Source organism: Polaribacter sp. Z022 (assembly GCF_023555495.1).
Taxonomy (GTDB): Bacteria; Bacteroidota; Bacteroidia; order Flavobacteriales; family Flavobacteriaceae; genus Polaribacter.
Genome location: NZ_JALCZO010000004.1, coordinates 295,476 through 309,197 on the forward strand (window position 1 = coordinate 295,476; position 13,722 = coordinate 309,197).

Genomic DNA, 13,722 nt, shown 5'->3' on the forward strand with positions numbered 1-13,722 from the left:
AAATCTTCAAGATTTTATAATACCTACTAATTTCAAAGAAATTCAATAATTTCTGTTCTAATTTTTAAATTTTTTTCTTTTCTTATTCTGTTAATTTTTTGCCATAAAATTAAATAGTTTTCAATTGATAATTCTATATTAATGGAAATTAAATACGTAGAATTAGCTTTTAATCTATCTAGCTTTGAAATATCTTGTTTTGAATTTATTTCTAATAAAAAAGGGGAATTTACTTCAATAAATTGTTCTTTTGAAAAATTATCTGGTAAAGAAGGAATTTCTCTTTTTTCAATTCTATTATCTAAAATATATTTACTAGCCTCTGTTTGCCAAACATCAGTTCTAATAAAAAAAACATCATAATTATAATTATGAAAGTCAGTATTAGTTACTAATCTTAAACCTCCAAAATTATAGTAATACATTTCCAAAAACACAGTTTTTAAATCACGTAAACTAAAATTATCACCAAGTAAAGCAACATGACCAATTTTTTCAAAGTGAATTGGAGTTGAGTCAATATATTCTTCAAATGAAACGTACTTATTCCATAATCTTATTTTTACAGAATCGTTTTCTTTTACCAACAAAAAACTTCCTTGATGTTCTGATAAGTCTTCAGCAGTAAATTTTCTAACGGAGTTTAAATTAACTAAATTGTATTCTTTATAATTTATATTATCATCTTTATACGCACCTCTAAAAGAAGTTGTATTTAAAATTAGAGAAGAATCTGTAACATTTATTTTTTTTCTTAAAACTTCATTTTTTAGATTAATAATTATAGAATCATTTTTTAATTTATATGTTCCTTTTTTTATAAAATATAAATAATCAATTAAGGTTATAGAATCTTTTCTTATTACAACTTCACTTAAGTTATTGTTGTCATTTTCTTTAAAATTATAGTACCAAATCCCTTGTAAATCTTTTTCATTAATTCTCGTTGAACAAGAAAATAAAGACAAAATTGATAAAAAAACAATTAACTTTTTCATAGAATTAGTTTCTATTCATATATCAAATACTGTTCCCTTTTCTTTTTAAACCTCTTCAAATCTTTACTCCAAGTTTTTCTAATTTCTTTAGCAGTTAAACCTTGTTCTATTTGTTTTTGCAATTTGGTATTTCCTGCATGAATTGTAAATGTTTTACCAAAGAATCTTTCTGTTTTTGGGGTTTTGTTATAAGCATCTATTAGCCATTCTAAATTTATAGCACTTAATTTTTTAGTAGCTCTTAAATCTACACCATAACAAAGTTTGCCCTTTTGTTTTGGATATTTTGCACCAAAATTTGCTTTTGGAGTATAAGAAAAATCACTTTTTGGAAAAAATGACGCCCCATATCTTTGAAACTGAAACTCTGTACCTCTACCTGCATTAATTATGGTTCCTTCAAAAAAACCTAAACTAGGATACAAATTTATACTCTTATCATTTGGTAAATTTGGTGAAGGTCTAATTGCTAAACTGTACTCAGAATCATGCGTATAATTTTCTAACGGAATTACTGTTAATTTACATTGAGTTCCGTTTTTTAACCATTTTTCACCATTAATCATTTGCCCATATTCTCCAATTGTCATTCCATAAACAACAGGTACAGGATGTTTACCTACAAAACTTGCATGTTTGGTTTCTAACATGGGGCCATCTACATAATGTCCATTAGGATTTGGTCTATCTAAAACAATAACTTCAATTCCATTTTCAGCACAGGCTTCCATAACATAATGCAATGTAGAAATATAGGTGTAAAAACGAACTCCTACATCTTGTATATCAAAAATCACTACATCAATATTTTCTAATTGTTTTGCAGATGGTTTTTTACTTTTTCCATGTAAAGATAAAATAGGTAATCCTGTTTTAGTATCAACAGCATCTGCAACATGAGCTGCTGCATCTGCTTTTCCTCTAAAACCATGTTCTGGTGAAAACACTTTTTTTACTTTAACTCCTAAAGAAAGTAAACTATCTACTAAATGTGTATTCTTAATTACTGAAGTTTGATTACAAACAATTGCAATATTTTTTCCTTTTAATAAATTTAAATACAAATGTGTATTTTCTGCACCTGTTTTTATTACCAATTCTTGTTTCAACACTTTTTTTATAGATGTTTTAGAATTTTGAGCACAAGAAATCAGCTGAAAATTCAGCATCAGAAATAAGAATAAATATGTACTTTTACGAAGGTTAAAATTTATCATCAATTTGAATTACGAGTTATTTATTGCAAAACGCATTATTGCTGGCAAAAAGTATAAAAATAGCATTTCATCGCCAATAATAAAAATTGCAATTACTGCAATTGCGTTAGGAATTATTATTATGTTAATTGCTGTTGCAACTGGTGCTGGTTTGCAATATAAAATTAGAGATAAAATGGCTGGTTTTAAGGGTCATGTACAAATTATCAATTATGATGCCAACAACTCAGATGTATCTACAGTTTCAATAAATAAAAACCAAGATTTTTACCCAAAATTTAAAAATATTGATGGCATTAAAAACATTCAGGTTTTTGCTAATAAAGGTGGTATTTTAAGAACTAAAACAGATTTTGAAGGTATTGTTTTTAAAGGAGTGTCTAAAGATTATGATTGGACTTTTTTTAATGAATATTTAATTGAAGGAAGGGTACCAAACTTTAATTTATCTAGAACTAAAGAAGTTTTATTATCTCAAACAATTCTTAATCGCTTACAATTAAAATTAAACGATACAATTTTAGCTACTTTTTTAAAAACTGCAACTAGTAAATTAACTACAAATAGAAAATATACAATTGTAGGTGTTTACAATTCTGGTTTTGCAGAATTTGATAAAAGTGTAATGGTTGGTGACATAAGAGAAGTTCAAAAGCTTAATAAATGGACAGAAAATGAAATTGGTGGTTTTGAAGTTATCTTAGATAGTTTTGATAATATAGAAACTAAAGGAGAAGAAATTTATAGTAATATAGGAGCCACTTTAAATAGTAAAACAATTTTAGAAACATATCCTACTGTTTTTGAATGGATTCAGCTTTTTGACAACAATGTTTGGTTTATCATTGCTATAATGATATTGGTTGCTGGTATTAACATGATTACTGCTCTACTGGTTTTAATTTTAGAACGTGTACAAATGATTGGTATTTTAAAAGCCTTAGGAAGTAATAACACTAGTATTAGAAAAATCTTTTTATACAATGCTGCATATCTAATTTTAAAAGGTCTTATGTGGGGAAATATAATTGGGTTATCTATTATTTTTATTCAATACTACTTTAAAGTAATTACTTTAGATCCAGAAACCTATTATGTAACTACAATGCCTGTTTACATTTCTTTTACGTATATACTATTATTAAATATAGGAACACTAATTATGTGTTTCTTAATGTTGATAATTCCTTCTTATATTATCACTAAAATAAATCCATCAAAATCTATTAAGTTTGCTTAATAGCAAAAAACATTTGATTAACACCTTTTTATCTACAAATCTATACTAAAACATTATTTTTATTGATTTAAAACAACCTTATTAATACATTTATTAATGTTTTAATATTTCAATATTACATTAAATTTTATATTTTTAGACCAAAATACTTCTATATATGAAAGCTTCTATTGTTATTTTATTTTTATTTTTTACATCAATTACTTCAAATGCCCTTTGTGTTTCTGGAAATTGTGAAGATGGTTTTGGAACTTATGTTTGGGAAGATGGAGATATGTATAGTGGCTTTTGGAAAAATGGAAAAAAACATTATTTCGGAATGAATTTTTGGAAAGGTGGAGATTTTTGGTTTGGACTTTATAAAAATGGAGAAAGAAAACCAGGTCATGGTATTTATGCATGGGATGATGGTGATAAAGAAAACAGAAACAATAGAGTTTATTACAATGAAAAAGGATGTGTTTCTGGAGATTGTGAAGATGGTTGGGGAGTATATATTTGGGAAGATGGAGATTTGTATGCAGGCAGTTGGAAAAATGGGAAGCAACACTATTTTGGAGCAAAATTTTGGAAAGAAGGAGACTTTTTTTTAGGCCTTTATAAAGAAGGTAAAATAACTTCTAACGAACATGGTTATTATGTATTTAAATCTAATAAATCTAAAACACATTTAGGACCTGTAAGATACTCAACAACAGGTTGTGTTCAAGGAGATTGTGATAATGGATTTGGAACCTATATTTGGAAAAATGGTGATTTACACACTGGTTATTGGAAAGAAGGTAAATCGCACTTTATTGCTTTTAAATTTTGGAATGAAAAAGATTTCTTTATTGGGCTCTATAAAAATGGAGAAAGAAAAAGAAGAGGCCTTTATGTATATGAAGATGGTGATTTAGACATTAGAAATGAAAAAGTAATTTTTAATAATTTAACTTTTTTAAAGAGTACACAAAATATAGAGATAGAAAATGGGGGCAATCAAGCTGCTCCACAAAACTAAATACTACTTATTTTCAATTAAAAAGCCATCTTAAATAAGATGGCTTTTTTAAATCTACTAATTCAAATAATTTACACATGAAAACAGTTTACAAAGTTGCTTTCATTTATTATTAAGCAAGCTTCGTGCCAAACAAGATTTAATTAAAATAAAATTTTATGATTTTTTTTATCGTAAAAGTAAAAAATGTAAAAATTTAATTAAATTCAATTTTTCTATATCAAAAACGATTTTGAAACTTATTTACTACCATAAAACAACATTTCTTTTATTAGATGTTAATTATGTTGCATTCAATATTACATTGTAGGTTTATATTTAGCGTTTATTATAAAAAAATAAATTAAAATATATCTCTAATGAATAATGTAAAATTTTTATTATTAATTACTTCAATTACTGCTTTAGGAGGCCTCCTTTTTGGGTACGATACTGGTGTTATAAACGGCGCTCAATTTTACCTAACAAAATATTTTCAATTAGATGCAGCTATTAAAGGTTGGGTGGTTGGAAGTGCACTATTAGGTTGTTTGTTTGGAGCAATAATTGCAGGTCCTTTAAGTATAAAAATTGGTAGAAAACATTCATTAATTATTTCTGCAATATTATTTACCTTATCTGCATGGGGTTCTGGACTGCCTAGTTTTTTAGAAGAATCTGTTAGTTTATTAGTTGTATTTAGAATTATTGGTGGTTTAGGAATTGGTATTGCCTCTATGAATGCACCAATGTATATAGCTGAAATTGCTCCCGCTGAAAAAAGAGGTAAACTTGTAACTTACTACCAACTAGCAATTGTAATTGGTTTTTTTGCAGTGTTTTTAGTAACCTATTTTATTGGTAATAATTTAACTGAATTAGAAAACTTATCTTTTGGGTGGAGAAGAATGTTTTGGTCTGAATTAATACCAAGTGGTTTATTTTTATTTGCATTATTTTTAGTTCCTAAAAGCCCTAGATGGTTGTTATTAAAAGGAAAAAATGATGAAGCATTGTCTGTATTAACCAAAATTCATGGAGAAGAAAGAGCTCTAGTTGAAGTTGAAGAAATAAAAAACTCTTTAGCCAAAGAAACATCAAAAGGAAAAGTAAATTATTTTTCTAAAGCTATAATTACTATTATAATTATTGGATCTGTATTTTCATTATTACAGCAATTTACAGGAATAAATGCTGTATTATATTATGGTGCAGATATTTTTGAAAAATCATTAGGTTTTGGAAAGAATGATATTTTAAAACAACAAGTATTATTAGCTTTTGTTAATTTAATATTTACTTTAATAGCAATGGTTACAGTAGATAAATTTGGAAGAAAACCACTTATTTATATTGGAAGTATTGGAATGTTAACTGGTTTTTTAATTTTAGGAATAACCATTCAACAACAGTCTATAGGAATCTTTTCTCTTTTAGGAGTTTTAATTTTTATTGGTTCTTTTGCACTTTCTATGGGACCCGTAGTTTGGGTTGTATTATCAGAAATGTTTCCAAATAAAATAAGAAGTGTTGCTATGTCTGTTGCAGTAGCTGTTCAATGGGCAGGAAACTATTTAGTATCTCAATCTTTTCCCATGGTTACAGTTAGTGAAGTAAATAATAATTCTTTTTGGAATGGATCATTACCATACTTTATTTTCTCATTTTTTATAATTATAATCATCTTTTTTACCTATAAATTTATACCCGAAACAAAAGGGAAATCTCTTGAAGAGATAGAATCTATCTGGAATAAATAGTAAATATTATATCTAAAATTTAAATTTTATGAAAAAAAACTTTGTTCTAATCTTACTATTATTAAGCTCACAACTTTTTTCGCAAAACCAAAATAAAGAACACAATTTTGTAAACATAATAGAAGGTATTCCAAAAGTTGGGGTTTCTTGTATTGTACAAGATAATTCTGGTTTTATTTGGATTGGAACAGTAGGAACAGGTTTGTATAAATTTGATGGTATAGATTATACTTCTTATAAATTTGATTTTGAAGATGAAAACTCAATTAGCAGTAATCTTGTTCAATCTACTTTTATTGATAGTAAGAAGAGATTATGGGTTGGTACAGAAAACGGGTTAAACTTATATAATAAAGACTTAAATCAATTTAAAAGAATTAAACTAAATAATGAGAATAACTATAAAGAAATTGTTATTGTAATTGAAGAAGATTCTTTTGGAAATATATTGATAGGTACAGATAATAAAGGTCTTTTAAAATTAAACCCAAATACATTTGAATTTGATAAAATACTAAGCTCTGATTCTCCAGATATCAGTATTCAAAGCATACTTCACACAAAACAGGGTAAAACTTTTGTAGGTACAAATATTGGATTAAAAGAAATAGATTTTATTCATAATAAATTAATTCACACAAGATTATTTACTGATAATAAAAAAACTATTGATGCTGCTATAGAAAACTTATTTATTGATAATCAAGATAATTTATGGGTTGGTTTTCAAAGAGAAGAAGGCATTTATAAATGTAAATTAACTGATGACAGGAACAATAATATCATTAGTTTAAAGAAACTAAATTTTACATCAAAAAAGATTATGAAAATTATCCAATTATCAGATAACACAATGATGATTGGTACTGAAAATGATGGCCTTTTTCACCTTGATAAGGAAGATCATATAATTAAAAATTATAAATACAGTAGAAAAGATGAAAATAGTTTATTGCATAACTCTATTTGGGAATTATTTATAGATAATAATGACAGAGTTTGGTTAGGTTATTACAACAGTGGTATTGCTGTTAGTGATCACCTTTTTGATAAATTTCAAGACATAAAAAGTTTACCAAATAATAAAAACTCTTTAAAAATTCCTTCAGTTACAGGTATTGTAAAAGACAAAACTGGAAATTTGTGGATTTCTACAGATGGTGGTGGAATTGATGTTTACAATCCTAAAACTTCAAAAATAATTCACATTAATAAAAACGAAAACTCAGTGTATTCTGGTTTAGATTCTGATTATATTGTTGGGTTATTTTTAGACTCGCAAAATAATTTATGGGCAGGAAGTTGGGATAATGGAATTTTTCTATTAAAAAATGGTTCTAAAAAGTTTATTAATTACAATAAAACTAATACTTCTAATAAATTTAACTCTAACACAATAAGGAGTTTCTCTGAAGACTCAAATGGAATAATTTGGATGGCTACCTTTTTTGAAGGTATTCATTCATACAATCCAAAAACAACTAAATTTACCAAGCACAATTCTAAAGAATTTTTAAAAGAAAAATCTTTAGGAAGTAAAATAATGCTTGTTTTTGTAGATTCTGAAGATTTCATATGGGTAGGAACAGCAAATGGTTTATTCAAAATTAAAGACTTAGGAAATAAAGAATTTAAAGTAGAATCCTTAAAAGAAAGAATGCAAAAAGAATATGGAGATATTTCTAGTATTAGCAACATCTTATATATTTATGAATCTTCTGATAATAATATTTGGATTGGTACAAGAGGTTCTGGACTCTGTAGATATAATAAAAAAGAAGACACTTTTACTTGGTATAACAAATCTAATGGTTTAGAAGAAGAAAATATTGCCACAATTATTGAAGATAATGATAAAAATATTTGGGTTAGTGGTAATTCTGGTTTAACCAAAATAGAAGTTAAAGAACAAAAAATTACAAATTACACATCTAAAGATGGTTTATTATCTAATGATTATAATATTGGAGCTTCTTTAAAAGATGAAAACGGTATATTATATTTTGGTAATTTTAAAGGCTTAGATTTTTTTAACCCAAATGAAATAAAAAAGAATACCAGCATTCCTTCTTTACACTTAACTGGTTTTAAATTATTTAACGAACAAATTACTCCAAAAACAAAAAACACTCCGTTAAAAAAAGTAATATCAGAAACTCAACATATTAACTTGTCTCATACTCAATCTGTATTTACCATAGAATATACAGGTTTAAATTATACAAGACCTGAGAAAAATAATTATGCTTATTATTTAGATGGTTATGAAACAAGTTGGAATTATGTTGGTCATAAAAGAAATGCAACTTATACCAATTTAGATCAGGGAGAATATATTTTTAAACTAAAGGCTTCTAACAATGATGGTTTTTGGAATGAAACTCCTCTAGAATTAAAAATTACCATCCTTCCACCTTGGTGGAAAACAAATATTGCCATATTAATTTATGTTATTGCCTTTCTTTTTTGCATCTATTTACTAAACAACTTAACTCAAAAAAGAATAAAAGAAAAAGAAATAATTAAGAACGAACGTTTACAACAAACACAAAACGACGAATTAAATAAAAAGAAACTTCAATTTTTTACAAACATTTCTCATGAGTTTAGAACTCCGTTAACATTAATCATAAATCCTATTAAAGATATTATTAATAACAAAGACCTAAACTTACCACAAGGAGTTAAAAACAAACATGCTATAATTTATAAAAACACCAATAGACTTTATCGATTAATAAATGAATTAATGGATTTAAGAAAATTAGAGTTTAATAAAATGATTGTTAGAGCAAAAGAAATTAACCTAATTAAATTTACTCAAAATATAGCTAGCTATTTTCAAGAAGAAGCAAATAATAAAAATATTCTTATTAGTGTAGATTCTGATATTCCAGACATACCAATTTGGGCAGATCAAAAAATGCTTGAAAAAATCATTTTTAATCTTTTATCAAATGCAATAAAAGCAACTCCTAAAGGAGGAGCAATAAACATAGAACTTTTCTCAAATGACAAACTTTATGTATTGCCCTTATTAAACAAAAATAAACCTGTAAAAGCTATCGAAATAATCATTTCTGATACTGGGTCTGGTCTTAAAAAAGAAGAAGTAGAAAAGATTTTTGAGCGTTTTTATCAAGTAGAAAATCAAAATAAATCTTATATAGGTGGCACTGGTATAGGATTAGAAGTTGTTAAAAATTTTATGCAACTTCATAAAGGAGATATAAGAGTAGAAAGTAAAGTTGGTTCTGGTACAACTTTCAGGTTATTGTTTCCTATAGGAAATGATCATTATGATAGTGATCAAATAATTTTAGAAGAAGAAAAAAGAGACACTTCTAAAGAAGATTTTATTCTTATTAAATCATCTAAATTAAATACAATTTCAAAAGAAAATGATGATACTACTAGAACAAAAACAGTATTAGTTGTTGAAGATAATGTTGAATTAGTAGATTATTTAAAATCTGAATTAAGTACAGATTATAAAGTTTATACAGCTACTCAAGGAAAAGACGGAATTAAAATAGCTAAAGAAATATTACCTGATGTTATAATTACTGATGTTGTTATGCCAGAAATGGATGGATTCGAATTTTGTAAAGCCATAAAACTAAATGCTTCCACTAGTCATATACCATTATTAATGCTTACTGCTAGAACAACAATAGAAAACAGAATTGAAGGAATAGAAAATGGAGCTGATGCTTACATGGTAAAACCTTTTGATTTAAAATTATTAAAACTAAGAATTTCTCAGTTAATTACTAGTAGACAACTAATATTTGATAAATATTTTAGTGCAATCAGCGGTACAGAAAACATTGTAAACTCCAGTTCTATTGATAAAGAATTTATTCAAAAATTACTTGATTACATTAATGATAATATTTCTGACTCAAATTTAAGTGTAGAAGAATTAGCTTCACAATTAAAATTAAGTAGAAGTCAGTTGTACAGAAAAATTAAAACTTTAACAGGTCAAACAGTTAATGAGTTTATTAGAAGAATAAGATTAGAAAGAGCAAAACAAATTTTAGAAGCTGGTAGTGCTAATATAAGTGAAGCATGTTTTAACGTAGGATTCTCATCTCCATCCTATTTCTCTAAATGTTTTAAAGCTCACTTTGGAGTCTTACCTTCTGAAATAGAGACAAGTAAAGAACACTAAAATTTGACTAATAAAACTTTTGTTGCGCCAAATGAATTAAATGTAGCATAACTGTTAAATTAAAGTTAATTAGCTTCAATAGTTTTAATCTCTGTTTTTTATGTGTTAAAAAAAAAGAGATTGTTCATTTACATTTGAAACAAGTATAACAATATATGAAACAAAACAACTTAACTAAAAAACTTCTGTATGAGATATTAATAGTAATTATTATGTTAATTCTATTAGTATTAATACTGAAAAAAACTTAATTAAGCCTTTTGAATTACATGTTGTTAATCTAAAAATATTTAATTAACCAATTAATATGAATGATGATAAAATTTAAAGTCACGATTATTGCATGTCTACTATTATGCATGCAGAATGTTTTTTCGCAAAACAAAACAATTACTGGTAAAGTAAAAGATTCCTCAGGAAATAGTTTACCAGGAGTATCAGTTGTTATTAAAGGAACAACTAAAGGAGCAAACACAGATTTTGATGGTAATTATACCTTAGATGGTGTATCTCCAAAAAATGAATTAGTATTTTCTTACTTAGGTATGTATTCGCAAACAATACTTGTAGGTGATAAAACTAAAATCGATGTAGTTTTACAAGATAATTTAGAATCTCTAGACGAAATTGTAGTTGTTGGTTATGGTAGTAAAAAGAAAAGTTTAGTAACTGGTTCTATTTCAAGTATCGATTCTAAACAAATTAAAAGCTCTTCTAATCAAAGAGTAGAAGCTGTTTTACAAGGTAGAACATCTGGTGTAACAGTTTCATCTTCTTCTGGTTCACCTGGTTCTGGTGCAAAAATTAGAATTCGTGGTGCAGGATCTAGTGGAAACTCAGAACCTTTATTTATTGTAGATGGTATGAAAACTTCATCTATTGCAGATTTAGCTCCATCTGATATTGCTAACATAGAAATTTTAAAAGATGCTGCTTCTGCTGCAATTTATGGTACAGAAGGTGCAAATGGTGTTGTAATTGTTACTACTAAAAAAGGGAAAAAAGGAGGTTTAAAAATTTCTTTTAATTCTCAATTAGGAGTGCAATCATTAAAAACTAAAATGGAATTAATGAATGCTTCTCAATTTGTTCAATACATGAATGAAGCTGGAATTTCTAGCGTAGTTGATAATGGATATAATACAAACTGGATTGATGAAACATTTTCTAATGCATTAATGCATAGAAATGACATAAACATATCTGGAGCTACAGAACATTTTTCTTATTATACTTCTGCATCTCATTTAAATCAAGAAGGTATTATTACTGGTGCAAATGATTCTTTTAAAAGAAGTACTTTTAGAGTAAATTTAAAAGCAGATGTTACTAAGTGGTTAGAAGTTGGTGTAAATACAACTTACTCATCTTCAGATAAAAGAGGAATCCCAGAAAATAGTGATACAAGAGGTGTTATTCAAAATGCATTAATATTAGATCCTTTAACACCTGTTGTATATCCTAATGGACAAGTGCCACAATCTGTTAAAGATAGAGCCACTAATAATGGAGTACCATTATTAACAGACCAAAATGGTAATGTTTATGGTTACCCTAGTTATTCTACAGGAGAAGTTATAAACCCAGTTGCATATGCAAATGAAATTAATAGAACAGTTGTTGATTCTTATCAATTATTAACTTCGGCTTATTTAAAGGTAAAGCCTTTTAAAGGTTTTTCTTTTACATCTAGATTTGGTTATGATGAAAATGAATGGGATACTAGAAATACAATTAACCCATATTATGTTACTTCTGAAGCTGCAAATACTGCTTATACTGGTTCTCAAGGTATTGTAGAATCAAAAAGATGGTTATGGGAAAACTTTGCTTCTTATGAAAAAGAAGTTGGAAATCATAATTTTAAATTATTAGCAGGTTATTCTGCAGAAAACACTAGAGTCAAAACTATTATCTCTAGAAGTGGATCTACTTCAATAGCTAATTTTACTGGTTTTGATTTTGATTTACCAGATTTTAATACCCAAATTAACCAAATAGATCCTTGGCCAGATAATATGGTATCTATGTTTGGAAGATTTTCATATGATTATGATAATAAATACTTATTTGAAGCTTCGTTAAGAAGAGATAAATCAGACAAGTTCCCTACAGCAAACAAAGTTGGTACTTTCCCTGCTTTTTCAGCTGGTTGGGTAGTTTCAAATGAAGGTTTTTGGAAAGAAGATTCTAAAATTAATTACTTAAAACTTAGAGCTAGTTGGGGACAAAATGGTAGTAGAAGTAACTTAAGTGGTAATTCTGATAAAACATACATTACATCTACTATAAATGGATTAGGAATTGATTATTTAGGTAATACTGGTTCACAAATTACTGGATATTCTAATCTTAATTTAGTTTGGGAAACTTCAGAACAATTAGATTTTGGTGTAGATGTAAGAGCTTTAGATAATAGATTAAATTTTTCTATGGATTACTACAAGAAAACTACTAGAGATGCAATTGTAAATAATGGAAGTTTAATTACACCTGGTTCTGCTGGTTTTGTTTCTAACGAATTTAATGCTGGTACTATTGAAAATAAAGGTTTTGAATTTGAAGTTGGTTATGGTGATACTTCTGAAAGCGGACTTAGTTATAACATAAATGCAAACTTATCTACTTTACAAAATAATGTTACAGAAATTCTTTTTGTACCAGAAGGAACTTCTCTTAATGGAGCTGGAGCACCACAAAATGCAGATGGAATTACTAGATTTACAGAAGGACAACCTTCTTGGTATTTTTATGGATATAAAACTAACGGAATTGACACTAATACTGGTGAAGTAATTATTGTAGATACCAATAAAGATAATACTATTACAAATGCAGATAAAACTAATATAGGTTCACCTCATCCAGATGTGTTATTTGGTGGTAATATTAGCTTAGGTTATAAAGCGTTCGATTTTAATATTCAATTTCAAGGAACTATTGGTAATGATATTATATCTACATACCACCAACCATCTAGAGCAATCACAAATAAACCAGTACATTTCTTTACTGACAGATGGCAAAATCCTGGAGATGTAGCAAAATATCCTGGAGCAGGTAGTGTTATTGGGTCTTATCAAACAGATTTAATGGTAGAAGATGGTTCTTTTATGAGAATTAAACAAATTCAATTAGGATATACTTTACCAGAACATGTTACTAAAAGAATTCATGCAAAAAACTTAAGAGTTTATATTTCTTTAGATGACTATTTTACTTTTACTGGATATAAAGGTTTAGATCCAGAAATTGGTAACTTTAACTATAATAGTATTGGAGTTGATAGAGGATTTTATCCTACTGCTGCCAAAGCAATATTTGGATTATCTCTAGACTTTTAATAAA

At 27.0% G+C, this 13,722-nt stretch carries 7 protein-coding genes; 5 read left to right on the forward strand and 2 right to left on the reverse strand.

From position 1 onward, the window contains the following. Window positions 1-32: 32 nt before the first annotated feature. Window positions 33-998: a hypothetical protein gene (locus MPF13_RS10975; protein WP_249982564.1), complete on the reverse strand. Its 966-nt coding sequence runs from the start codon at window positions 996-998 to the stop codon at window positions 33-35. 11 nt (window positions 999-1,009) lie between these two features. Beyond that, complete coding sequence (locus MPF13_RS10980; protein WP_249982565.1) at window positions 1,010-2,167, reverse strand: exo-beta-N-acetylmuramidase NamZ family protein; 1,158 nt, start codon at window positions 2,165-2,167, stop codon at window positions 1,010-1,012. 52 nt (window positions 2,168-2,219) lie between these two features. Between MPF13_RS10980 and MPF13_RS10985 the strand changes: the two genes are divergently transcribed. The 5 genes from MPF13_RS10985 to MPF13_RS11005 all read left to right on the forward strand — a co-directional run bounded on the left by MPF13_RS10985 (window position 2,220) and on the right by MPF13_RS11005 (window position 13,718). Next, entirely contained in the window at window positions 2,220-3,455 is a 1,236-nt protein-coding gene (locus MPF13_RS10985; RefSeq protein WP_249982566.1) for an ABC transporter permease, read from the forward strand. Window positions 3,456-3,612: 157 nt separating this feature from the next. Beyond that, window positions 3,613-4,458, forward strand: a complete 846-nt coding sequence (locus MPF13_RS10990) for an MORN repeat-containing protein (protein ID WP_249982567.1) — start codon at window positions 3,613-3,615, stop codon at window positions 4,456-4,458. Between the two features lie 359 nt (window positions 4,459-4,817). After that, the gene (locus MPF13_RS10995; RefSeq protein WP_249982568.1) at window positions 4,818-6,197 is read left to right on the forward strand and encodes a sugar porter family MFS transporter; all 1,380 of its coding nucleotides are present in this window, start codon (window positions 4,818-4,820) and stop codon (window positions 6,195-6,197) included. A gap of 28 nt (window positions 6,198-6,225) precedes the next feature. Continuing rightward, complete coding sequence (locus MPF13_RS11000; protein ID WP_249982569.1) at window positions 6,226-10,374, forward strand: hybrid sensor histidine kinase/response regulator transcription factor; 4,149 nt, start codon at window positions 6,226-6,228, stop codon at window positions 10,372-10,374. Window positions 10,375-10,733: 359 nt separating this feature from the next. Continuing rightward, entirely contained in the window at window positions 10,734-13,718 is a 2,985-nt protein-coding gene (locus MPF13_RS11005; RefSeq protein WP_249982570.1) for a SusC/RagA family TonB-linked outer membrane protein, read from the forward strand. Window positions 13,719-13,722 lie beyond the last annotated feature (4 nt).

What these genes read in the sequence shown, in the direction of transcription:
- MPF13_RS10975 (WP_249982564.1), bottom strand. Translation starts at nt 998, where the DNA reads ATGAAAAAGTTAATTGTTTTTTTATCAATTTTGTCTTTATTTTCTTGT.
- MPF13_RS10980 (WP_249982565.1), bottom strand. Translation starts at nt 2,167, where the DNA reads ATGCTGAATTTTCAGCTGATTTCTTGTGCTCAAAATTCTAAAACATCT.
- MPF13_RS10990 (WP_249982567.1), top strand. Translation starts at nt 3,613, where the DNA reads ATGAAAGCTTCTATTGTTATTTTATTTTTATTTTTTACATCAATTACT.
- MPF13_RS10995 (WP_249982568.1), top strand. Translation starts at nt 4,818, where the DNA reads ATGAATAATGTAAAATTTTTATTATTAATTACTTCAATTACTGCTTTA.
- MPF13_RS11000 (WP_249982569.1), top strand. Translation starts at nt 6,226, where the DNA reads ATGAAAAAAAACTTTGTTCTAATCTTACTATTATTAAGCTCACAACTT.
- MPF13_RS11005 (WP_249982570.1), top strand. Translation starts at nt 10,734, where the DNA reads ATGCAGAATGTTTTTTCGCAAAACAAAACAATTACTGGTAAAGTAAAA.